General features: G+C 61.7%; 18 protein-coding genes and 1 pseudogene. 11 read left to right on the top strand and 8 right to left on the bottom strand.

Annotated features, from left to right (window positions below; genetic code table 11):
* Window positions 1-140 precede the first annotated feature (140 nt).
* Both SLT36_RS20670 and SLT36_RS20665 read left to right on the top strand, forming a co-directional pair.
* Window positions 141-692, top strand: a complete 552-nt coding sequence (locus SLT36_RS20670; RefSeq protein WP_432284200.1) for a hypothetical protein — start codon at window positions 141-143, stop codon at window positions 690-692.
* A 268-nt stretch (window positions 693-960) separates the two neighbouring features.
* Window positions 961-1,494 (top strand): hypothetical protein, encoded by a 534-nt coding sequence (locus SLT36_RS20665; protein ID WP_432284198.1) that lies wholly within the window; start codon window positions 961-963, stop codon window positions 1,492-1,494.
* Window positions 1,495-1,954: 460 nt separating this feature from the next.
* Here the strand turns inward: SLT36_RS20665 and SLT36_RS20660 are convergent, their stop codons facing one another.
* Window positions 1,955-4,792 carry an autotransporter outer membrane beta-barrel domain-containing protein gene (locus SLT36_RS20660; RefSeq protein ID WP_432284197.1) on the bottom strand — a complete coding sequence of 946 codons (2,838 nt, stop codon included), beginning with the start codon at window positions 4,790-4,792 and terminating at the stop codon, window positions 1,955-1,957.
* Window positions 4,793-5,093: 301 nt separating this feature from the next.
* On the opposite strand from SLT36_RS20660, the gene SLT36_RS20655 reads away from it, so the two are divergent.
* Window positions 5,094-5,465 (top strand): nuclear transport factor 2 family protein, encoded by a 372-nt coding sequence (locus tag SLT36_RS20655; protein WP_432284196.1) that lies wholly within the window; start codon window positions 5,094-5,096, stop codon window positions 5,463-5,465.
* Window positions 5,466-5,580: 115 nt separating this feature from the next.
* On the opposite strand, the gene SLT36_RS20650 is transcribed toward SLT36_RS20655, so the two are convergent.
* Window positions 5,581-7,230: an ABC transporter substrate-binding protein gene (locus SLT36_RS20650; protein WP_432284195.1), complete on the bottom strand. Its 1,650-nt coding sequence runs from the start codon at window positions 7,228-7,230 to the stop codon at window positions 5,581-5,583.
* A gap of 51 nt (window positions 7,231-7,281) precedes the next feature.
* Complete coding sequence (locus tag SLT36_RS20645; protein ID WP_432284194.1) at window positions 7,282-8,070, bottom strand: HalD/BesD family halogenase; 789 nt, start codon at window positions 8,068-8,070, stop codon at window positions 7,282-7,284.
* A gap of 103 nt (window positions 8,071-8,173) precedes the next feature.
* Between SLT36_RS20645 and SLT36_RS20640 the strand changes: the two genes are divergently transcribed.
* Window positions 8,174-9,082, top strand: coding sequence for a LysR substrate-binding domain-containing protein (locus tag SLT36_RS20640; protein ID WP_432284193.1), 909 nt, complete (start codon window positions 8,174-8,176; stop codon window positions 9,080-9,082).
* A 36-nt stretch (window positions 9,083-9,118) separates the two neighbouring features.
* Here the strand turns inward: SLT36_RS20640 and SLT36_RS20635 are convergent.
* The 3 genes and pseudogenes from SLT36_RS20635 to SLT36_RS20625 all read right to left on the bottom strand — a co-directional run.
* Window positions 9,119-9,280: pseudogene (locus tag SLT36_RS20635) on the bottom strand (DDE-type integrase/transposase/recombinase); the annotation flags it as partial.
* A 134-nt stretch (window positions 9,281-9,414) separates the two neighbouring features.
* Window positions 9,415-10,158 carry a LuxR C-terminal-related transcriptional regulator gene (locus SLT36_RS20630; protein ID WP_432284192.1) on the bottom strand — a complete coding sequence of 248 codons (744 nt, stop codon included), beginning with the start codon at window positions 10,156-10,158 and terminating at the stop codon, window positions 9,415-9,417.
* Between the two features lie 222 nt (window positions 10,159-10,380).
* Window positions 10,381-11,604, bottom strand: a complete 1,224-nt coding sequence (locus SLT36_RS20625) for an acyl-CoA dehydrogenase family protein (protein WP_432284191.1) — start codon at window positions 11,602-11,604, stop codon at window positions 10,381-10,383.
* 17 nt (window positions 11,605-11,621) lie between these two features.
* On the opposite strand from SLT36_RS20625, the gene msuE reads away from it, so the two are divergent.
* The 4 genes from msuE (at window position 11,622) to SLT36_RS20605 (ending at window position 15,091) form a co-directional block, all read left to right on the top strand.
* Complete coding sequence (gene msuE / locus SLT36_RS20620; protein WP_432284190.1) at window positions 11,622-12,371, top strand: FMN reductase; 750 nt, start codon at window positions 11,622-11,624, stop codon at window positions 12,369-12,371.
* Between the two features lie 17 nt (window positions 12,372-12,388).
* Window positions 12,389-13,189, top strand: coding sequence for an alpha/beta fold hydrolase (locus SLT36_RS20615; RefSeq protein WP_432284189.1), 801 nt, complete (start codon window positions 12,389-12,391; stop codon window positions 13,187-13,189).
* A gap of 45 nt (window positions 13,190-13,234) precedes the next feature.
* A complete protein-coding gene (locus tag SLT36_RS20610; protein ID WP_432284188.1) occupies window positions 13,235-13,678 on the top strand; it encodes a cupin domain-containing protein in 444 nt (147 codons plus the stop codon).
* A gap of 138 nt (window positions 13,679-13,816) precedes the next feature.
* Window positions 13,817-15,091 carry an MFS transporter gene (locus tag SLT36_RS20605; protein ID WP_432284187.1) on the top strand — a complete coding sequence of 425 codons (1,275 nt, stop codon included), beginning with the start codon at window positions 13,817-13,819 and terminating at the stop codon, window positions 15,089-15,091.
* A 448-nt stretch (window positions 15,092-15,539) separates the two neighbouring features.
* On the opposite strand, the gene SLT36_RS20600 is transcribed toward SLT36_RS20605, so the two are convergent.
* A complete protein-coding gene (locus SLT36_RS20600) occupies window positions 15,540-16,325 on the bottom strand; it encodes an SDR family NAD(P)-dependent oxidoreductase (protein ID WP_432288420.1) in 786 nt (261 codons plus the stop codon).
* Window positions 16,326-16,423: 98 nt separating this feature from the next.
* On the opposite strand from SLT36_RS20600, the gene SLT36_RS20595 reads away from it, so the two are divergent.
* Genes SLT36_RS20595 through SLT36_RS20585 form a run of 3 tightly spaced genes read left to right on the top strand, consistent with a single transcriptional unit; the run spans window position 16,424 to window position 18,668 of the window.
* Window positions 16,424-17,005 (top strand): TetR/AcrR family transcriptional regulator, encoded by a 582-nt coding sequence (locus SLT36_RS20595; protein WP_432288418.1) that lies wholly within the window; start codon window positions 16,424-16,426, stop codon window positions 17,003-17,005.
* Window positions 17,002-18,009, top strand: a complete 1,008-nt coding sequence (locus SLT36_RS20590; protein ID WP_432284186.1) for an NADP-dependent oxidoreductase — start codon at window positions 17,002-17,004, stop codon at window positions 18,007-18,009. Before SLT36_RS20595 ends, SLT36_RS20590 begins: the two co-directional genes overlap by 4 nt.
* Window positions 18,009-18,668, top strand: a complete 660-nt coding sequence (locus SLT36_RS20585) for a MaoC family dehydratase (RefSeq protein WP_432284185.1) — start codon at window positions 18,009-18,011, stop codon at window positions 18,666-18,668. The genes SLT36_RS20590 and SLT36_RS20585 overlap by 1 nt, the downstream gene beginning before the upstream one ends.
* A gap of 40 nt (window positions 18,669-18,708) precedes the next feature.
* Here the strand turns inward: SLT36_RS20585 and SLT36_RS20580 are convergent, their stop codons facing one another.
* The gene (locus SLT36_RS20580) at window positions 18,709-22,974 is read right to left on the bottom strand and encodes an NACHT domain-containing protein (protein WP_432284184.1); all 4,266 of its coding nucleotides are present in this window, start codon (window positions 22,972-22,974) and stop codon (window positions 18,709-18,711) included.
* Between the last annotated feature and the right edge of the window lie 165 nt (window positions 22,975-23,139).

Genomic DNA, 23,139 nt, shown 5'->3' with positions numbered 1-23,139 from the left:
CGCCCCGATGCGATAAATGGAAGAGGGACAGCTTGGGGCTCGTCCTCGACTCTGGCCATCGACGCGGCGCTTTTGCTGAAGCGCGTGCATCGGCTCCGTGACGTCTGGCCGGCATCCTGACGTCACAATACGCTATGCGCATGCAGGCCTTCCCTATTCGCACACTTACGGAGACTGATATCGACGGTATCGTCGAGGCCACGGGCGGTGTTCGCGCCCATCTCGATGCCGATCTGCGCGGGGAGGTAGGTGCCGACTATGTGCTGGGCGCAACCGTTATCGAGCTCAAGCTCCTCGACGAAGAAGGGTTCGACAAGCCCGAGCGGCAGGCGAAGCTCGCAGCCTTGTTCCGGGGAACCCAGCCCAATCGGCCGGTAGTCGTTCTCGACGAAGAGTTGCTGTCGGCTTCCGAGCAGCGAGAATACCGCAACACGATCGAGCAGCCGGTGAAGAGTGTCGTCACGAAGGCGAAAAAGCAGCTCGTCCAAACCCGCAGCGAAAAGCCCGAGACCAGCGGATCGGTGCTTTGGATCTTCAACAATGGCTATACCGCGCTCGACCATGACATGCTCGAGGCGCTCGCTGCCAACCGCATTCGACAGGACACCAGCAATATCGACGGCGTGATCGTCTCGGGCTGCTATTATCACAGCGACGGGTACGACAGCGTTTTCCTGTGGCCGTGCAGTTAGGTGCCAATCAGAGTCGATCATTCGTTCCCAGAGTTCGAGCTACTTCAAGAGAAATTCCAGGATTTCGCCAACCGCTACATGACAGAGCTGATGCGGCAGACCGAGCCAAGTGGGAGGAAGGTTGAGGTCAAAGATCTTGTTTTCGACGTTGAGGGCATCCGCTATGTGCGACCGTCGCCCCGGATGGGAAGCCCATCGGAATTCTGTCCGGGGCCGCCCGTGCACGAACAGCGCAGGTTACCATGGCTTTCCCCCGGTTGCGGTGATCGTGCCAAAGCTGACTCGGCCAGATTTTGAGACCATCGCCGGAGTGGTTCGCGCGCAGAGAGGTGCGCTGTCGAGTTGGGAGAGCTGGCAGCGGCATGTTGAGAGCGCCCGGCAAGCCGCCATTCTGACCAAACCGCTCGTGCCGATGGTGGTCGAGGCTGAGGCATGGCTGCGATGGTGCTACGACGAAGGGCGGACTCCATCGCTCAATGCGCTCAATCACTTTGCGCACGATCTCTTCGACAACCAGATGCTCGTGATCCTGGATACTGCGCTCGAACATAAGCCGGGGGCAATCCTACCCTGCACTTATGTCTTCGCGGTAACCCAGGAGATCGGGCAGGATCGGGCGAACGACGTGTCGGACATCGCGGTCGTGCGCGAGCGCCTGATAGGGGATCCATTGATCCGTCCTATAGTTGAGAATCTGAGGACGTATCACGAACACGCGGCGATCCTCGCGGCTGCCTATGCGCTCTCCGAAGGCATTAACGCGATACTATGGACAAGGAATCGCCGACACGGATGGGCTTGACCCGGTCTGTCCGCGCCCGTCTAACCACCGACCGGTGTAGTCGCGGGCAGCTTCAATTGCAGCTTTTCAGTGCTTCCAGTGCGAAGGGCCGAAATGGGGGCGCGTTTCGCCGCTCGTCGGTTTCGGTCGCAACCTTTGCTTCTGGTTAAAGCCAAAGTTGCCCTTACGTCCGGCTTGCGCCGCGACCCCGTCCGTCCCCTGCCGCACCCCCTGCGCCCGCGCGTCAGCCACCCCGCTCACCCGCAGTTGCCATCCAGCGGCTGCACCGCTTCCCCCGGAAAATCTTCTGTCGCCTTCCTTGATGCCTGACGTCAGCGTCACCAGGTCGCCGTCGATGGGGCCGAGGGCGACGACGCGCTTTTCGACGAGATTTTCCTTGCCGACGACTATTTGCCGAACTGGCCGGAGCCCAGCGCCGTTGCAATCACCTGGCTCAAGCTTTGACCCTGCCGTTGCCGGCTCAGAAATTCATCGCGAACCCCACCGTTCCCTTGACGCCATAGCTGCCGGCGAAGCTGGTGGAGGCGAGCGCCTCGCCGTGCAGGGTGCCGCCGGCCCAGCGGTAGGTTGCGCCGAAGCCAAGTTCGGCGCGGAAACGCTGGACGGCAAAAGCCGTGTCGAGGCCCGAGACCAGCACGCTTGTGCCGTCGCCGAACTGGTAGGTCAGGTTGGCGATGCCGTGGAGCTGCGTTGCGGCCGCTTCATGGTTGGCGGCAACGCCGATGCGGCCCTTGAGGCTGTCGCCGTCCTTGAGCGAGACGACGGCGCCGAAGCGGTCGGTGAAGCTGTCGAAATCGACCGACGACCAGGCCAGCTGCGCCTGCGGCGTCAGCGACCAGCCGTCGCCGAGCGCGATGTTCCGGCCGGCCTCCAGGCTGAGCGCATGGCCGCTGCCGTGAATGTCGTCGCCGACCCTGCCGATGCCCGTGGCATCGAGGTCGCTGCGCAACAGGGCGATCTGCACTTGTCCGTCGACATAAAAGCCGTTCTCGCCGAACCAGCTCAGCGTCGCGCCGACGCCGTAGCTGGTGGTCGAAGCGGTGCCGTCGCCGAGGCCGGAGAAGATGTCGGCGCCGGCGCGGCCATAGTGCACGGTCAGCCCGCCGACCCACATGCCCTGGGCATTGCTTGCCAGCTGGCCGTCGAGGCCGGCCTGCAGCAGCGAGCCGGTGCTGTCGAAGCCGGTGCTGCCGCTGCTCGAACTGGCAGAGGTAACGCGGCCATGCGCGCCCTCGATGCGCGCCCAGATGGCGCCCGGCCAAGCGCTGCCGCCCAGAGCGGCGGCGCCGCCCGGCGTGGCGCCCGGGCCTGGAACGGCGCCGTCCGAAGCAGCCCCGTCCAGCGCCGTTTCGTAGCGGGCGCCGACGCGCTGCTTGAGGGTGGGCAGCTCGACCATGCCGAGCAGCAATTGCGGATAGGTCTCGTAGACAGGCAAGGTCGGCGCCAGGCCGGCCGAGCGCAGATACCAGTCGCCGTCGGCGGGGTCGGCAATGCCGTTGTGGAAAAGGCCGTAGCGATAGGCGCCGGCGATGGCCGGCCCGGAAAGCGCGAAGGCGCCGGCAGCGGAGGTGCCGTCGACCTCGATGATGCGGATGCCGTCGGCGGTGGTCAGGCCACCCGTGCCGCCGACATTGATGACGCTGACCAGCGTGGTGCCGCCAATGCTGTTGCCGCCGATGACGAGCAGGTCTGTCGGCGCGCTGTCGGTGCCCAGTGCGGTGGCGATTTCGAGCGCGCCGCCGTTGCCGGTATAGTCGCCGGCAACCGTCAGCGTCGTGCCGGGTGTGCGGCCGAAGGTGACGCGGCCGGCATTGTTGAGCGAGGCGACAGTCTGGTCGAAGCCGTCGAGCGCCAGCGTGCCGCCGCCGAGCACCATATGCGCCGAGCCGGCACTGAAGACGTTGGCTGCCCCCGCGGCCAACACGCCTGACGCAACGGTCGTGCCGCCGGCATAGCTGTTGGCGCCGGTGAGCGTCAGCCTGCCCAGGCCGTCCTTGGTCAGGCCGCCCGCGCCGGTCATTTCGGGGGCGATGCCGATATCGTGGCCATTGGTGTCGATGATGCCGCCGGCTGTGCCAAGGCTGATCTGTTGCGCGCCATAGTTGCGGAAGAAGGTCGCGTTGTCGGCGATGGCGCGGATGATGCCGCCATCCAGGGTGACATGGGCCGTGCCTATGCCGCCCCGGAAGCCGCTGGTTTCGAGAACGCCGCGGGCACCCGGGGTGCCCCGCACCTCAAGCGTGCCGCTTGCCGCCGCGTCCGATATGCCGAGATAGACACCGCTCTGCGCAAGGACCCGGGCGCCGTCTGCGATGGTCATGGCGCCGACGCCGTAATTGCCCAGGGTGAGATTGTAGCGCGTCATCTCCCAGCTCGACCCCGCACCCGTCACCGTGACGCTGCCGTCGCCGCCGGCATTGGCGCCGACATAACCCTGGCTGCTGGTCACACGGGCGCCGCCCTCGATCCGCAGCACGCCCTGGCCGCCCAGGCCGACCGTCAGCTGGTCCGCCATGGTCCAGGACCCGGCCGATGTCAGCAGCGCCTCGCCAGATCCGGCGACGCCGATGATCGCGTCGTGGCTCGAGACGGATGCGCCGTCCGAGATGGTCATTTTGCCCTGGCCGTAAGTGCCGATGTTGATCCGGCCTCCCGTCACGACGCGGCCGCCATGGGCGACGTTCAATGTGCCGCTGCCCTCATAGCCGACATTGAGGTTGTCCTGCTGGGTCCAGCTCGAGGCGTTGCCCTGGCCATCGTCGCCCGACACGGTGACGACGCCGACGCTGCCGGGGCTGGCGCCGACATAAGCCGTTGCGCTGCTGACGCGCCCGCCCGAGAGAATATCGAGCGTTCCGTCGCCAGACTGGCCGATGACGACGTCGCCGAGATTGTTCCACCATGAGCCGTGGCCGGACACCGTAACCGAACCGGTGCTGCCAGCCTCATTTCCGACAACGCCGCCGCTGTCGGTCACCACGCCGCCATCGAGAATGTCCAGCCTGCCGCTGCCCTGAGCGCCGATGGTGAGACTATCCGTGTTGGTCCAGCTGGAGGCGTTGCCCGCGCCGTCGCGCCCGCTGACGATGACAGTGCCATTGCCGCCGATATCGCTGCCGAGCGTGCCCTGCCTGTTGGTCAGCGTGCCGCCATCCTGGATGGTCAGGGCGCCGGTGCCGGTGCGGCCGATCTGCAGATCGTCGCCGCTGGTGATAACAGTCGGATCGGAGGGATCGGTGTCGCCGCTGAGGATGACCTGCTGCGCCGCCACCGGGGCGCTTGCCAGCAGCAAGGCCAAGGGCGCGGCTGCCATAAGCAGGCAATGACGGGACAGTTGGAAGGCCCCAAACGGGCGGCGATGCTGCAACATGGAAAACCAAAATGTTTCAAATACTAAGCGAGGTTGGGAGGATCATGGTTAAAACTTCGATAATCTGCGTCTGGCGGCACGATGATAAATTCGTGGGGCAGGGGCTGTGACGAGAGGTCAATTGCACGCGCTGGATGGCGCCAGGCGCAGAAGCCGCTCATAATCAGGACATGCCCGCGCCGTTGCCTAGCCAACAGAGGGCAGGGCTCTTTATGGTCGGAGACGCGCCATGGATATCCGGTTGCTGCTGACGGAACTGAGCGACGCTTTCAACGCCCACGATCTCGATCGCATCCTCGCGCTGTTTGCCGACGATTGCGTTCTGGAGATGCCGAGGGGCAATGCGCCGTGGGGCGCACGCTTCGAAGGCAAACCGAAGGTGCGCGAGGCACTGGCATTACGCTTTCAAGGGCTGCCTGACGTCCACTACGGCAATCCAGAGCATTTCGTCGATGCGGCGGCTGAAACCGGCATCTCCAAATGGACGCTGACGGGCACGACCCCGGATGGCGTTCGCAAGGAAGTCCGTGGCTGCGACTTCTACAGCTTTCGCAACGGCAAGGTGATCCGCAAGGACTCCTACTGGAAGATCGTGGAGTGAAGCCTTAGCCAAAGCCGCGTCGTGCTGAACGCCACCCGCAACAGGCAGGTCGACGCGGTCTGCCGGTTTGCCGCCACCTGCCGGGCTGCCCGGCAATGCGCGCCGGAGCCGGCAGCTATGCGTCGAGCCAGACCTTTTCCAGGAACATGCAGAATGTCGGGTGCATGGCCATGTCTTTCACCTGTGGCGCGGTGTGGTGGTAGAGCTTGCGCCAGAACGGCTGGATGATGATGCCTGAAGACTGGAGGATCGCTTCTATCTCGGCCATCAGGACACGGCGCTTGTCCGGATCGGGAATTGCCAGTGCTTCGGCGATCCTGTCGTCGAATGTCTTGTCGGCGAAAGCCGTCTCGTTCCACGTTCCGTCCGACTTGTAGGCCAGGCTCAACACCTGGACCGCCAGTGGGCGCATCGCCCAGTTGGTCAGGGAGTAGGGGTATTTTGTCCAGTCGTTCCAGAAGGTCGACCCGGGCAGGACGGTCCGGTTGACCTTGAAGCCGGCCTCGCGAAGCTGCGCGGCTATCGCATCGCCGGTGTTCTTCTCCCACTCTTCGTCGACGGTGATGAGCTCGTGCTGGAAGTCGAGATGGCCGGCCTCCGCCATCAGCGCCTTCGCCTTCGCGATGTCCCGGCCGATCGCCGGCAGCTCGGCATATTCCGGATGGATCGGGCAGACATGGTGGTTCTCCGCCGGCGTGCCGAGGTCGCCATAGCCGAGTTTGAGCACTGCCGCATTGTCGACCGCAAGCTGGAGCGCGTTGCGCACGCGCCTGTCGTCATAAGGCCTGGCCGACAGATTGGTGCGGGCAACGATCGTGCCGGCGGTGACGACCTCGGATCTGACCAGCTGCAGTTGATCCAGGATCGCGACATAGTCTCCCGATGTCTCGTAGTTGGCATGGACTTCGCCCGCCTCGAAGGCACTGGCCGTGGCTGCCGGATCCGTGCCGTAGTCGATGAACTCGACGCCGTCGAGCAATGCCTCGCCGCCCCACCAGCTGCCGTTGGCGCGCCGCCGCAAGACGGCGCGCTCGCCGACAGCGTAGGAGACGAGCTCGAAAGCGCCTGTGCCGATGGGGTTTGCGACGAGGTCGCCGCCGGTTTCGTCGAATGTGCGATGAACCAGAAGCGCGGAATATTCGGCCAGCCCCGCGACGATGGAGATGTCCGGCCTGGCCAGCACAAGCCGGACAGTGTGGTCGTCCACCTTCACGATCGATCCGGCCCGCGCCTTGCGGGTTGCCGGGTCGATCAGCGACGCCATATGCGTGGCCATCGAGTTGCCTTCGACACTGCCGTCGCACCAGCGGCCGAGATTGAAGATCACGTCATCGGCGTCGAAAGCGTCGCCATTGTTCCAGGTCACGCCCTTGCGGACATGAAGCACATATTCGGTCGCGTCGTCATTGGCCTCCCAGCCATCGAGCAGCACGGGCTCGAAGGTGAAGTCGTGCGTGTAGCGCACCAGCGGTTCGATGACCTGCCGGGCGACATTCGACATTTCGGACCAGTCGAAAAGCCTGGGATCCTTCAGCGGCTTGACGAACATCGCGACCTTCAGCGTGCCGCCCGTCTTCGGCGCAGGCTGTTCGGCGCGTGCCGGCGCGGGCAGACCGAGCATCGCGTAGGCAACCGCTGTGGAGGCGCCGACAGCGCTTGCGATGGCGAGGAACTCCCGCCGGTCACAAAGCCCCGAGCGGACCGCCACGGCGAGCCTGTCGATCGAAGCCGGCACCGGCGTGCCGTTGCGTTTGAGAAATGTCATGCTCGTCTCCCCGGAGAATCTGGCTATGCAGTGGCAGCCGCAGGCGGCCCGTCAGGCAGCCCGCCCGTAAAAGCCGAGCCGCTCTTCGGCACTGAAAACGACGCCTGGCCGCTCGTAATAGGAAAAGACGGCGACCATGCGCTCGCGGCTGCCGGCGACGGGCGTGACCCGGTGGGCGGTGTTCTTGCCCCTGAAGACGTTCAGTGTGCCGGGCTTGAGCCGCTTTGCCTGCACCTGCGGATCGTTGCCCTCGAGCAGCCGCGAGACGCCATCATAGTTGGGATTGTCGTCGGATCGCAGGTCGGTGCGGTATTCGAACACGCCGCCCTGGTCCGGCGCCTGAAGCAAAAGGGTGGTGGTGAATTCGGACCTGTCGAAATGCCAGTTGAGCGCCTCGCCGCTGCGGTAGGCCATCACATTGGTCCGCGCCAGCGGGTCCGCCATCATGTGAAGATCCGGCTTGCCCATCGTCGCTGCGAGGAACCGCGCCAGTGGCGCATATTCGTAGATCGACAAGAGCATGCTGGTGGGTATCTGGTCCGCGCAGACCGTGTGGCCGATCGTCTCGACTTTGCGCAGCGCCGGATGCTCGGCCGGAAGCTCGGGGATATCAGGCTTGAAGTAGATGTTGTGAACACGCCGGTGCTCATGCGAGCGGCTGTCCATGACCGGCTTGATTTCGGCGGTCGCGCGCTCGGCGACGCCCGGCAGCAGAAAGCCCTCGAGGTCGTACATACCGTCGGCCGCAAGAGCCGCCCGCGATCGTTCGACAAGTGCCGTCCAATCGGCACTTCCCTCGCGATCGAGCGGGAAACGGTCGAGATCGATGATGTTTTTCACGGTGCGATCCTCCTTTGTTGTGGTCTCATGTGGCGGCAAAAAAACCTTTCGCTCAACGTGGAAAATTGTTATTTGCCCGAAAGAAAAACTTCGGGAGGCTGTGATGGAAAGGCTTCCGCCGCTCAATGCGCTCAAGGCATTCGAGGTCGCCGCACGCACCGGCAACTTCACCCTGGCGGCCCGTGAACTGGGGGTCTCGTCTGCCGCGGTCAGCCAGCAGGTGCGCAATCTTGAAGCCTATTTCGGCAAGCAGCTGTTTTTGCGCATAGGCAATCGCATCACGCTCACCGATGCCGGCCACGCAATCTATCCGCAGACGGCACGCGCCCTGGGAGACATCGCCACGGTGACGTCGCGCATCCTTGAAGGCGAGGTGCGCACCCGGCTGGTGGTCAGCGTACCGTTCTCCCTGGCCGAGCACTGGCTGATGCCCCGTCTTGGCATGCTGCTTGCGGGTTCGCCGCGCATGGCGATCGACATTCGTGTCGAGGACGACCCGATCGACATGGCGCGCCATGGCACCGATGTGCGCATCAGCTATGGCGACTATCACTATCCCGAGCTGGTCAGGGTGAGCCTGCTGCACGACGACGTCCTGCCGGTCTGTTCACCGGAGTTCCGGCGTCGTCTCGACGTTGACACCGGCGATATCGCCGATGTGCACGACAGCGTCTTCATCCACACCAATTGGGGACCCAATTACGCATCCCATCCGACCTGGTCGGAGTGGTTCGCAGCACAGGGAAGCGCGCGGCGCCCGGACCCGTCGCGGGGACGGCGTGTCGGCCTGTCCAGCCTCGCCATCTCGGCGGCGCGCCTTGGCCTGGGCATCGCGCTCGGCCAGCGCGTTCTTGCCCGCGCCGACATCGAGGCCGGACGCCTCATTGCGCTGTCTTCGGCATCTATCCGGCTCGGGCAGCCCTATTGCGCCTTCGTACCGCCCGCCAAAAGACAACGCAGCGATGTCGTCGGCCTGATCGAGCTGTTGCAGGCAGATACCCCGGACACGTGAAGATCCTATGGGGACGGAAGGCGACCAGCGCTCTGCCAGCGCCTCCCGGGTTGTCTGACTGCCATCGATGACAATTCGCGACGGCCGGACGTGGCGGGCCAATGCTTTGCGCAGAAACCGCTTGGCAGCCGGGAGGTCCCGGTGTTCGCTGAACCAGAAGTCGACCGTGTCGGCGACGCTGTCGATGGCCCGATAGAGAACCGAAGCATGTCTGATCGCCTCCGACGGGGGCCAGCGTCATCTACATCGGCAATCGATGCCGACCCCACTTGCGGACACCGCATCCCCAAATCCAGACCGTACTCGAAGGTAGCCGACGCATGCGGGTGGGTTTAGTGCGTCGTCAGCAGTCGCTGGACCAGCTCAGTTCTGTTGTGGGCGTGAAGTCGCTGGCAAAGTTTGCCGACATGATCCTTGACCGTATACGCGGAAATCCCCAGCACCCGCGCGATCTGTTTGTTGGACTGGCCGCGGCAGAGCAAAAGCGCCACTTCGCGCGATCGCGCCGGCAACTGGTTCAAGGCATATGCCCCGCCGATCGTCCGCTCATGGCGCGACGCAACGCGGGACTGCGCTATCCAGCCGATCGGCGCACCGCCGAGCCGGCCGGTCTCCACCATGGTGGCGAGTGCGAGTGAACCGGCCCGGCAAAGAATATCCATGCTGTCGACTGCCTCAGCGCGATAGGGTCCCGTCTCACCGCCATTGGCGGTATAGACGACGCCAACCACGCGCCCCTCTACCAGAAGGGGCCCTGCCATGCAGTGCTTGAAGCCCCAGCGCCTCAGCAACTGGAAATTGTTGCAGTGCTGCCAGCCAGATGCACCCACCACCGTCGACCCGTCGACAGGCCGGCCTTTCTCGAAAATATAAGCGAGCAGTGGATCGTATTTGTCGAATTCATCGCTGTACTCCCGGATGAAGCCCTCGGGCGCCTGCTTGCTGTAGACAAGGCTCGGCTTGTGATCATCCAACAGGTAAAGCCCGACCGTGGGCGATCCCATGAGCTTGCCCATTTCGCGGTGGCATGACTCGCCAAGTGCCTCGAGTGAGCGGCTTGCGGCAACGGCCAGCACGGCATGGCCGACCTCTCCCGTCGAATGGTTCGATCGTCCAGCCGATGTCCCCGACATCATTTTCTTCCTCCTCAGCCCTGCTGCTCATTGTTCGAGCTTGTCAGGAACGTGTGGCAAAGGCTCCGCCAGTGCGCGAGCGTTTCTGCCGAGGCGGGATTTTCAAGCAACCTCGGCAAAAATCAAGCTGACTGCGGCGGCGAAGACTGCCGTTTGCGCGACTACCTAGCCATCCACACCAAAGACTCCCCATTTTGCGTCGGCTTTGACCGCGCCGAGATAGACGCGGCCGCATTCCTGTACGATTTCGTCAGCCATCAGGATGTGCTGGGTACCCGAATGGATATCGCGATAGAAACGCTGCATGGTTCCGTTGTGAAGTGACGCGCCGCGCGCCGCACGGTGGGCGAAGGTGCCGACATCGGAGATGACGTCATGGACATGACGCATCGCAAGCTTCACATCGGCGATCTGCTCGACGGAAGCGTTGCGGCCGGCATCGAAGGTTTCGGCCATGCTCGCCCAGGACTGATAGGCAAAGGCACGTGCCGAACGGAAGCGCGCCTCAGCGCGGGCGAACTCATATTTGAAGGTCGCGCTCTCATTCATCTTGCCAAACGCGTCGACGCGAACCTTAGCCAGTTTGGCAAGTTCGTCGAGCATGCGCCGCCCGACGCCAAGCGCCCATGTCGTGTGACCCCAGGCCGTGTAGCCAACCAGCCCGAGACTACCCTGCGGGCCGCCTCGCTTGGCATCACCATCGTTGAAGCCATAACAGAGATGCTTGGGCACAAAGAGCTCGTCGGCATCCTTGAGGGTGTAGTCAAAACTGCCTGTGGCGCGCAGACCGAGCACATCCCAATTGCCTTTCAACTCTATGGTCTCGCGCGGGTGATGGGTGATGACGATTTCCGGCTGACCATTGGCTTGCTTGACCATGGTCTTGCCGTCCGCCTCGGTAACGAAACAGCCGGAATGGATCCAGGCGGCGTGATGAATGCCGCTGCCATAGGCCCAGTTGCCGCGGATCATGTAGCCGCCTTCGACCGGCCGCGCATAGCCTCGCGGCACACCGTTTCCGGCAACCATGACATCGGGACCCTCGGCGAAAATATCGCCGGCGCCCTTATCTGAGACAAACAGCGACATCACGCCGCCGACAGCGTTGTTCACGATCACGCACCAGCCGGCAGAACCATGCGCCCATGCCACGCGTTCGCCGAGCCGCATCGCGTCGACGTGAGAAAGTTCAGCACCGCCAACCTCCTTTGGCATCATCATGCTGAAGAGACCTGCATCACGCAAAAGCATGTATGTCGCATCGGAAAGCCTGTTCAGCTGTTCGCTCTCTTCCGCAGCCGTTTCGATCGCCGGCAGGATGTTTTCGACATGGGCGGCCATTTCGGCCAGCGACGGATTTCCGGTTTTCTTGAACTCGACGACTGACATGTTCACAGGCTCCACCCTTGTTGGTCTGCGCCTTGCCGGTCGTGCCAGGCGCTTTCTCGCTGCACTGTTCCAACCGGGCGTTGCGTCAGCAACCCCCTCAACTGGGGGGCTTGCCCAAGCAGCTTACCGTTCGGAAACTGAGCGCTCATGGGAGTTGGCGAACCGCCGAACAGGTCGATGAAGACCTGGTGGTTCCATACGGGAGTGAGATCTGGATGACCGGTGTCAAAGTCATCGGCTTCTGCGGCAACGCGCAGAGGCCGTCGAAAACACGTGCGCTTGTCGAAGCCGTTTCCGAAAAGATCCGGCAACGCCATGGCTTTTCCGTCGAGATATTCGACCTGGTGGACGCCGGAGAAGGGTTGGCCGCCTGTTCACCGGCCGGATTGAACAAGCAGGCCCGATCGATTGTGGAGGCGATCGAAAACGCCGACGCGCTGATCGTCGGCAGCCCGGTCTACAAGGGTTCTTATGCCGGGATGTTCAAGCACGTGTTTGACCTTGTCCACCCGTCTGCGCTGATCAACCGACCTGTGCTGCTGACCGCAACGGGCGGCGGCATGCGCCACTCCCTCGTCGTTGAACACCAGCTTCGACCGCTTTTCGGGTTTTTCGAAGCCTGCACCATCCCGACAGCGATCTACGCCAGCGAAACCGACTTCACCGATGGCGTTCCAAGCAATCCCATGGTGCTCAAGCGCATTATCGACGCGGTCGACCAGTTTGCCGGCCTCGCCGGGCGGCCGTGCTGTGTCGCCGCCGAATAAACAGGAGTTTTCAGATCATGACACTGCAACCAGGACCCTTTCCGGCCTTGGAAGGTTTTGAGCGCGCCGAGTACGAGATCCGCGGCATTCGCACAATCGTGCACAGTATCGGCGAGGGCTTTCCTCTGGTCTTCCTGCATGGCGCAGGTACGTTTACCGGCTTCGAATTCGCCCGCACCTTGGCTACGGGCGCGAAAGTCATCATTCCCTATCATCCAGGGTTCGGCGACTCGGCAGACGACGATCGCATCACCTCAATCGACGACTACGTGCTGCATTATGCCGATCTGTTTGACCGGCTCGGGCTTGAAGCGTTCGACCTTGCCGGCTTCTCGCTTGGAGGTTGGATCGCTGCCGAGTACGCGGCTCGGCAAAGCAGCCGTCTGCGTCGGCTGGCACTGATTTCACCGGCGGGTCTGGTCGTGCGCGATCACCCCGCGCCCGACCTGTCCACCGTCAGCCCGCCCGAACTTCCTGGCTATCTGACCCATGACCCGCGCGTCGCGCTGGGATATTTTCCAACGACCCAGGACCCAACATTCGGCGCGTCGCTTGGGCGCGAGATGGCCGCACTCGGTCGCCTGCTTGCCATCGAACCGCAAGGCAATCCGAAACTGGGCGCCTGGCTTCATCGCATTGCTGCTCCCACCTTGCTGCTTTGGGGCAGCGAGGACCGAATGCGGCCGGCTGCGCAGGCAGACGCCTGGCTGAAGTGCATCCCCGTTTCCCGTCTCGAACTGGTCCCGGGCGCCGGGCATCTGCTGTTCGAGGAAGCGCCCCAGGCGACCACCCTGCTTCGCGATTTTCTCGCCGCCTGACGGCACCCTCAACGACGAACACCAACTCACAAGGACAACCACATCATGATTGCAATGCAGGCCGGCGTGACAAAAAGCGACGAAGCCTATGACGGAACCGTCTGGAGTATTCTTGGCCAGACATACACTCTGAAGCAGCAATCGGATGCCTCCATGGCGTGGCACGCGATCTTGCCCCCCGGCACCTTCGTTCCGCCTCACACGCACCCGACCCAGGACGAGTTTGTCTCGGTCTTCGAGGGCCGCCTCGACCTCTGGCTCGACGGCAAGGAAGTGATTGCAACCGCAGGCGACCTGATCCGCATGCCGATGGGAGAGCCGCACGGCATCTTCAACAAGTCTTCCGGCACTGTGCGCTGCCTGTTCTGGGTCTCGCCGACGCGGGTCCTGCGCGGACTGTTCGACCGCATCCACAATGTCGGCGATCCGGCTGAAGTCGTGCGTATCGCAGCCGAACACGAGGTCAATTTCCTGCCGCCGCAGAGCTGACGGCGACACATCCTTCCGCCTGTGTCAGTCGCCGCAGGCGGAATACCCGCGGAAAGTGGGCCGCAGCTCGAACGAAGCTGCAAAATTGGGCGACCACACTCACGCAAAAACCAGGTTTTTCCAAACGGGGGACGGACGATGAACTGGGACACAATTACCGAAAACGACCGGTCGCGCATCCGGCGATGGCAAATCGGCATGCTTGCACTCGCCTTGGTGTGCGAGGTCTTTCTTGCGGCGGACTGGTATGCCTTTGCAGCAGTCATTCCATTCATCTCCGAAACCCTGCAACTCGACCCGGCTCAGGCCGGCTTCGCGCAGGGTATCTTCGCGCTGACCTACGGCATCGGCATGGTCGTGTGGTCGCATTTCAGCCGGCACATGACGGCGCGCATGATGCTTTTGATCGGACTTGCAGGCACCGGCCTGGGTATGGTCCTGCAGATCTATGTGCAGAGTTATGGTCAGCTGGTCGCGTTGCGTCTCTTCATCGGCTTCTTCGACGCGGCGATCTTTCTCGGCAACATGAAGCTGGTCATCGGCTGGTTTCCGCAGTCTCGACGCGGCAGCATCATCGGCCTCATCCTGGCGGCATACAGCCTGGCGATCACGCTTGATTTCGCGCTTGGAATTCCGCTGACCATGGCCTTTGGCTGGCGTACATTCTTCGCTGTTCTGGCCGGCGGGACGTTGATCGTCGCTCTCATCAACTGCCTCTTCGCCCGCAATGGGCCGGCCGAGATAGGCATCAACGGCTTTGCCTGGGAGCCGCCGCTGCCGCGTGGTGCATCGATCCCGATCAGCGTCATCTTCCGCTCGAAGTGGATCATCGTTGGGGGTCTGGGCATCGCGGCCTGCACTTTCGCCATTGCCGGAACGGCGACCTGGGTCGTGCCAGCCTTCATCGCCGTGCAGAACATGCCAGTCGAAAGCGCTGCTGTTATCGGCACGCTGATGGGGCTGTCGCAGGTGTTGTTCCTGGTCGTCGGCGGTTACGCGGCCGACCGCGCAGGCAAGGCCTTCATGATCAAGTTCGGCACCGCGATGGCGCTGATGACCGCCTTCGCCTTCACTGCTGCGGCAATCTATTCGATGTCATTTGGCTGGCTGCTGGTTCTGGCCGGCCTGAGCGGCATCGCGGTCCTTGGTGGCGGCGCCATCTTCGCCCTGCTCACCGAGAAATATGCCGACGAACTGGCGACCGTCGCAGTTGGCTACGCGGAAGTCCTCGGCGTGGCGGCGAGTTTCGTTTCTCCCTGGATGATGGGCCTGGTGATCAGGGCTTCGGGGGGCTCGTTTTCTGAAGCCTTCATGGCCTTCGCTGTGGTCGAAGCGGTCTTCCTGGTGTGCCTGCTCGTCCTGGCTCGGGAAAAAATTGCCCGCCCAGGCGTGATGGCGGTCACCATCAACTAGCAGGATCGGGAGGTTCGCTGTCCTGGCGGACCTCCCGGCGATGCAGAGCACCGCATCATCTTGCAAAACGCGCTGTCCCTCTATCTTCAGGCCGCCCAACCCTCGGTCATCCCCAGCAGAGTTTTGTTCCCTGGCGCCGATGCGTTCTGAGCTTTCGTCGGTTCCACGGTTCCTGCTTCAGCAAGGTGACGGGCCGCGCGGGCTGCAAGGGTGGCAAAGCGCGTTGGATGGCCGACCGCGCTTCGGCAAGCAAGATGGCCCCGCCAAATGCGACGTCGATCGGAGGACGCCGCCGAGGAAAGACCACACCATTGGCCCCGCGACTGGCTTGCGAAGTGGATCGCCAGCATGAAGCGGTCCCGTCGACACTACCGTCGTTCCCTGCCTTCCTGGTTCCGTCGTCCCGGGAGCAGGGAGGCGAGCGTCCGAGAGTGTCTCGATCGTTGCCTCAGGCAGCCCGGTAGCGCGCAGCAGGAACGACCCCGCCAAACTCCGGGAGCATGGCTTTGCGGGCGTTCTGATAGGAGTCCCAGAGTCCGGCGTCGGACAGGACCGGGATGGTGATCGCCTCGCGTCGGTCGAACCCGACCAGCGCGGCGTCCACCAGGGCGCCGACATCCATCATCGGCGGCAGTCGAGAGGGGTTGGAGCCGGCGCGCGTCCAGATTTCCGTCGCCGTCGCCGCAGGCAGAACCGCCTGCACGTAGACGCCCTTGCCAGAGAGCTCGACCGCCATGGACTGCGAGAGCGTCGTGACAAAGGCCTTGCTCGCGGCATAGGCCGTCTGGCCGAACTCCGGAATGAGGCCGACGACCGACGAGATGTTGACGATCGCGCCATTGCCAGCGTCGACGAAACGCCTGGCTGCCGCCTGCGCCAGCGTCGTTACCGCGCCGACATTGACCGCCACGAGTTTCGCCACGGCGCCTGGGTTCTGATCAGCGAAAGCGCCCGACAGGCCCACCCCGGCATTGTTCACCAGAATGCCGATCCGGTCGTCCTCACCAAGGCGGGCCGACACACGCTCGAGGGCTTCATGATCGGCCAGATCGGCCTGCACGACGTCGACGGATACACCGCGAGCCGATCGCAGGCGCGCCGCAACCTCGTTGAGACGATCAGCGCTGCGGGCAACCAGAACCAGATCGTGTCCTCGGGCGGCAAAACGGTCTGCATAGGTGGCACCGATGCCGGACGAGGCGCCGGTGATGAGAACTGCGGGGTTGGGGGTCATGGGATCCGTCTCTTTTTTCATGATGACCATCATCATTGTTGCTTTTATATGATTGTCATCATAAATATGTCAACGATGATGAGCCGGAGATGACGATCATGAAGGTCAGCCGCGAGAAGATGGCCGAGAACCGGACACGGATCCTCGAACAGGCGGGACGCCTGTTCCGCGAACGTGGCTTCGAGGCCGTCAGCGTCGCCGAGGTCATGAAGTCGGCGGGGATGACCCACGGCGGCTTCTACGGACATTTCGCGTCCAAGGACGATCTGATCGCCGAAAGCCTCGCGCACATGCTGACGACATCGCTGGCCGAGCCGCGAAATTTCGAGCGTTTTGCCGACGCCTATTTGTCGGACGCCCATCGGGCCAACGCTTCGACAGGATGCCCGACGGCGGCGCTGGCCTCGGAGACGGCGCATCGCGACCCAGCCGCGCGTGCAGCGATGACCGCCGGTCTGAAGATGCAGCTCGATCGCATGGGCGGTTCGGCTCCGGGCACCGATCACGCCATGGCGCGTCGCGAAGCGATTGGACGCTGGTCGGCGATGGTCGGCGCGGTGATCCTCGCGCGGGCCTGCGACGATCCAGCCTTGGCGAGCGAACTGCTCAGCGAAACGCGCGCCTGGATTGGCCGGGAATTCCTCAACCCCACCATTCAATCTTCGGAGTCAGGCACGTGAAGGCCTTTGCCATCGAGACATACGGGAAGACATCGCCCGTTCTGCCGCTAGACCTGCCAGAGCCGGCCCTGACGCCTGGCGACGTGCGGGTCAGGATCGAGGCTGCCGCGCTGAACGTGCTCGACAGCAAGATCCGCGACGGCGCCTTCAAGGCGTTCCTGCCCTACAAGATGCCGCTGATCCTCGGCAACGACCTCGCGGGCATCGTCACCGAACTCGGGGCCGGCGCGACGCGCTTTGCCGTCGGCGATCGCGTCTACGGCCGTCCTGACGACAGGCGCATCGGGACCTTGGCGGAAAGCATCTGCGTGGCCGAGACAGACCTGGCGCGTGCGCCGGGCAACGTCTCCGTCGAAGAAGCAGCATCGCTTCCTCTCGTGGCGCTGACCGCCTGGCAGGCGCTGGTCGAGCGGGCGAAGGTGAAGCCGGGCCAGAAGGTCTTCATCCATGCCGGATCCGGCGGCGTCGGCACGGTGGCCATCCAGCTTGCCAAACATCTCGGCGCGACGGTTGCCACGACCTGCAGCACGCGCAACATCGACCTGGTCAAATCCCTCGGCGCCGACGTAGCCATCGATTACACCAAACAGGATTTTGCCAAGGAACTGTCCGGCTACGACGTCGTGCTGAACTCTCTCGACGCCAAGACGCTGCACCGATCGCTCGACGTCCTCAAGCCCGGCGGCCACCTGGTCTCGATCTCCGGCCCGCCGGACCCCGCCTTTGCGGACGAGCGGCGACTGGGCTTCGTGCTGACGACGGTCTTCCGGGCCCTGAGCTTCGGCATCCGCAGGGCCGCCCGCAAGGCGGGCGTGCACTATTCCTTTCTGTTCATGCGGGCCGATGGCCGCCAGCTCGCGGACATCACCAAGCTGGTCGAAGCCGGCGTCATCAAGCCGGTCATCGACCGCATCTTCCCGTTTGAGCAGACGCACGAGGCGCTGGCCTATCTCGAACGCGGCAGTGCGAGGGGCAAGATCGTGGTCAGCATCGGAGAGGCATGATGGCGCTTTATCTGGAGGACTTCGCCGCCGGCCAGCCCTTCCTGTCTGGCAGCGCAACCGTCAAGCCGGAAGCCGTGGCCCGCTTTGCGACGGAATTCGACCCGCAGCCGTTTCATCTCGATGCTGATGCGGCGAAGGAGTCGCTGTTTCGCGGCCTTGCCGCCAGCGGCTGGCATACGGCGGCGATGACGATGAGGCTCCTGGTCGAATGCGAGATGAAGCCCGCCGGCGGCATCATCGGCGCCGGCTTCGAGGAACTGCGCTGGCCGAAGCCCGTCCGGCCCGGCGACACGCTGCGTCTGACGAGCGAGGTGCTGGAAGTCCGCCGCTTAAGCTCCCGCCCGACCCAGGGCATCATCAAGGTTCGTACTGTCACGCTGAACCAGCACGACGAGCCTGTGCAGATCATGGTCGGCAATCACACAATCGCATTCGATCATGCAGTTGCAGTTCGAATCTTGTCTGGCGGCGGGCCAAAAACGATAAAACGGAGAACCGCGTCTACGCCATCGCTCTCCATGATCCTCCAAATAGAGTTGAGGCAATCGGAAACACCGGATAGCGAGCAAGCTACGTTGCCGAAAGCAGCCTCTAGTCCAATCACGCTTTGCGATCTGCCCGGTGTGCAAAACTCGCCTCCATTGGCAACGCAAATATGACGTGCAGGCCGTGCGGCCATGACGTATCGCGAGATTGAGTTCATTTCGCTCGTTGGGTCAGATCGATGCCAATGACGCGGATGTCATCAATACCGGCAAATCTGTCGGAAATCGTCGTCCAATGCGCCTGTAATACTGCAATCAAGCCGATAAAATCGACAGTCTTACCGGTGTGAGGCAGTTCCCAGCTCTGCTTTTCGCCCCGATAGACTAGAATGAACAGGCCGCGGTTAGATCGATTGTCTCGGAGATAATCCCTGCAAAGCTGATTTTCCAAACGCTCGAACAACTTCGATCCCGTCCATTTATCGGCGAGCTTGAGTTCAACAGGTACGGGCGCATCAAATCTCACGCCATGCATTCGTAAATCCATGCGCTTATCGTCAGCTAATTCTTCCTCTTGGGGAATCGCATATCGACCCTGCGCCCGGTCTCGGAGCCAATCGCCGATATACTTGCGCATGTCGGTTTCTTGTGTCGCGCCCTTAACAAGGATGTCCGCAATGCTGCTGTCGCCATGCTCAAGATTGTCCTTGAGATCGAGGAGGCGCATCTCGGTCAACTCAAACAACTCGCGATGATTGGTAGGGGTGCGCTCAATCGCGGTTTGGAAATCAAGGGTTTGCTCGATCGTCCACGGAGTGAGATCGGCATCGAGTTCCGCCTTCGTTTTGGCGTGGTGTCGCATCCACGGTCGCGAAGAGGGTTCAGGGTGAAGCCGCCCTAGCTCCATCAGTGCCAAGTAGGCTTCCTTGCCCGGTATCTCTTTTAGCAGCGCAAAGAGCTGATTCCTCGCATCCTGAGCATCATCGCGTAGGCCCGGTGAGTAGACACCTTTGCCGGCACGCTGAATATCTTCCTTTTCCCTGATGTAGTGATGCATGAGCGCATAGAGATTTTTGAGATGCTCCGGGGAACGGAACCCATCTCCATTCTTCACCGTGCTTCGGCGCCCTCCCAACAAATAGGTGATGAACTGCATAGCGAAGCTGGTCTGCTTTGTCGGCCCCTTGACCGTCTTCAATCGGGACGTGAGAGCCGGTATCGCTTTGCTGGGCTCGGCTCCGGCCCAAACTGCATACCACCGTGCTGCATGCGCAAGCCTTCGATCGGCGCTTCGGGCTTCAGCTAACCGCGCAATGTCTTCCGAACTGGTCCTCGTGTCGTGGACGATATTGAGTATGTAATTAAGATTCGTCAGGTTCTTCGGTTCACGCGCTTTTAGACGTGCGAAGATGCCCGCACCGATACCAGGCCAGGCCCACGAGCCGCTCCAACTCAGGTCTGCTAAGACGTATTGGCTTCCCACCTTAACCTTTTCGATGCGCAGATCACGATCCACCTCACGCAGCAGTAGCTTTGCAATGAAGCCAGGAAATGCCGCGAACAGTGAAGGCATCCAATCCGGAAACCCGTTCAATTCGTCCATGGCATAGCGGAACGCAATTTCGGCTTCATCCTCGCTCAATGTCAAAGCCCAATTTTCTGTCTCGCGCGCCTCTATGCTGAGCCCCGTAAGCCCAAAAATCACGCTGAACGGTATGCTGTTACTCGCCTTCCCTTCGGAGCGAAGTTTTGGGCGATAGCGACGCCAATAGGCCACCACACCGTCACGAAACGCGTGCGCAATCTCCTCTCCAAATTCTGCTTTGAGAACATGCCAATGCCCTTCCGTCCAATGGGAAGACCCCGTGTCCAACTGGCGCATTTTCTCATGCAAATGATGTTGCCAGGTCGACACATCTGTTGGCTTGGGCAACTGAGGATCGCGTATCTTGTCGATATTCTTAGAAAGGGTCTCTTTCCATTCCTGCTGGTTTTTTGCGTCAGCAGCTTCCCGCTTCCTATCTCGCTGTTTCCATTTCGCCTCTTGTTGCTTCCAGCGCTTATGGTCTGGATTTGGTTGCGGATGCAGATGAGTGTGCAGTGCGGCGCTAAGGGCGGGCGTTTTTGCAACGGCCGCCCTCAACGCGTGGAGCCCTTTCCTCGGCCGCCCAGCCTGAACGTACAACCGAAATGCCAATGAGAGCGCGACGAGTCGATCATCTCGGAGTGGACGTGATTTCATATCGGCAAGAATGTGGTCGAAATCGTCCGGTCCGAATTGCCAATAGGAGCCGAATACGCTCACCTGCCAGAAATCGGTCAGTCGCTCTTTTTTCTTTTTTTGACGAACTCGCCGCGCTTGGCCGACTTCGTACCAGAACAACGCATAGTTTAGTTCCGGCCAAACTGGCACCAGCGCAGGTACATTTGATCGAATGTCGCGCAAATCCCAATCACGATAGTGCTGTGCCGAAGGCAATTTTTGTAAAACCGAAAGCGTCGATGGCTCCAAAGCGGCTGGATGACGAGCCACGATGAGCCGTTCCGCCACCTGAGCTGCGCTCTTGATCAGCCAGCCATATCGTTTGGAAATCTCACAAAAGCGTCGCTCCACAATGGGGCGCTTGGAAAAGAGGGTGTTCATCCCCTCTAGCAGCTCCGCTTGAAGGTCGAGACTGAGCGATTTACCGTAAACCTCGAGCGCCTGCGGTAAGGCATCGATGCTATGGCGGTCTTTCGATTTGAGCTTGGCAATGCAGGCTAGAACCCACTCCACCGATGCCTTGGTCGGAGTCAAATCCTCCAGCAATTCTGCAAACCAGTCGCGACTTAGCGCCGGCGCCTCTTGCTGAAAATGCTCGCGGACCTCCAAGTAGTCAGCTTCTGCACCCACCGCGTGTACAGCACGAAATGACGCGATACGCGCATAACGGCCCGCCTTGTGGTTCAACGCGACTTGTTTGGCTTCGGGCAGAGCGTCCGACAGCTCACCTTGCCATATCATTCGCAATAGGAACCACTGAAGATCATCACTAGAGGCATATCTCGCGAACAGTGCCTTCACGTCTGCGGCAATGTCCTTGTCTGCAAAACGCTGCACGGCACGATAATCACTCGTAGAACTTCTTGCGATGCCGGTGTGCATCGTCTCGCATACGTCGCGGAGAATTTTCTGCCGCGTGGCGAGCGGCAGCGCCTTCGGTTCGCCCCCCTCGAAGATAAGCTCCGGCGAGATGGCCAACGCACGTTCACGGATTTTGTCATCGAGGAGGATAAGCCATACGAGCACCGGCCGCATCGTCGGTACGATCACTTCCTGGCCGTACTGTTCTCGGAAGAGCAAGGATTCTATCCTGCGCCGCGAGGTTTCGCGGTCGAGCAACCCTTTAAGCCACTCAGCAGTCAGATATTCCCGGACAGTACGGTGATGGAATCGCACCGTCTGATAGATTGCTTCGTCAAAAATAGGTCGAGCAAGCAGTGCCGCGCATTTCTTACTGTCCCAGTCGGGCAGCACCGCTGCAACAGCAATGCCTTTCGTGTTCTCCGATCCATCCGGAACGCGGATGGTCGATTCCTGTGTCATGGTCGCCGCAGCCGCGACACTTCGCGCTCCCACCAGCGCATCTACGGCCGAGAGAGGAAGCGCATCCTCGCGATTCTGGTCCCGTTCAATCAAACGTCGCGCAATGCTCGATTGCATCAATTCAAGCCGGTTGCCGATACGCTTGTGCTTGTTCCAATATTCTACAAGCTCCGTTAGATCATCCGGGCGGGCCGCCATCGACCAAGCGTCGGCCCGTTCGATGGCATCCACCAGCGGCCTTGGGTCTGCAATGCCCTTGGCTTTGGCAAATTTCTCAACCTGTGCCGCCCCGAGATCGTCCAGCGCCACGATCTTGAAGATATTATCCTTCTTGCTCGGATTAGATTGCCCATTCTCCGCATCGGCCCGCGTAGGTTCGACATATTTTAGGTGCTGTTGACAGAGCTTGAGGTCAGTCACCGGACGCCACGCAGTACCACGGCTGGTGAGCACTATATGCGTCCGTTGCAACGCTCCCGATAGGCGAGCACCAATTTTACGGATCGCTCGCTCGAAATCCCTGGGTTCCCGCAGCCGTGCCTCATCGACTGAATCGAAAAACAGCCAGCCCTCTTCGTCGGAAGCCAACCATTGGTCAAACTCCGCGAGATCGCCCTCTTCGAAAGCAATCTCGAAGTCGTCAGCTACATGTTCGAGCCGCAGGAAGAACGCCGGCTTTTCTTCCTGACGCAATGTTTGCGCCGAGAAACGTATCTCTGCAGTCTTCCCCGACCCCGCTTCTGACAGGATGACCGTTCGGTATCCGGCGAGGAGATCCGTCCAGCCGAACTTTTTGCCAAACCGAAGATTGCGAAAGTCGAACTCATCGCTTTCCTCGCTCTTCAGTGAAAGCTCATGAAATGTCCGCTCCAGCTCAATATAGTCTTCAGACAATGCCCGCTCACAATTTTCCATGATCCCCGATTGAACGTTACCCGATAGCATCTCGATAGGTAAATCAAAACGAGAACAGGATAAGCCCCGCGCTCCTAGACACATAGTAGCCAGAGCCAGCTCGCTATTCGTCACGTTCCGATCGCTGATGGACGCGAGGGGCGG

This window comes from Aminobacter sp. BA135 (assembly GCF_050859125.1).
Classification (GTDB): Bacteria; Pseudomonadota; Alphaproteobacteria; order Rhizobiales; family Rhizobiaceae; genus Aminobacter; species Aminobacter ciceronei.
This window is presented reverse-complemented; position numbering and strand designations above follow the sequence as displayed.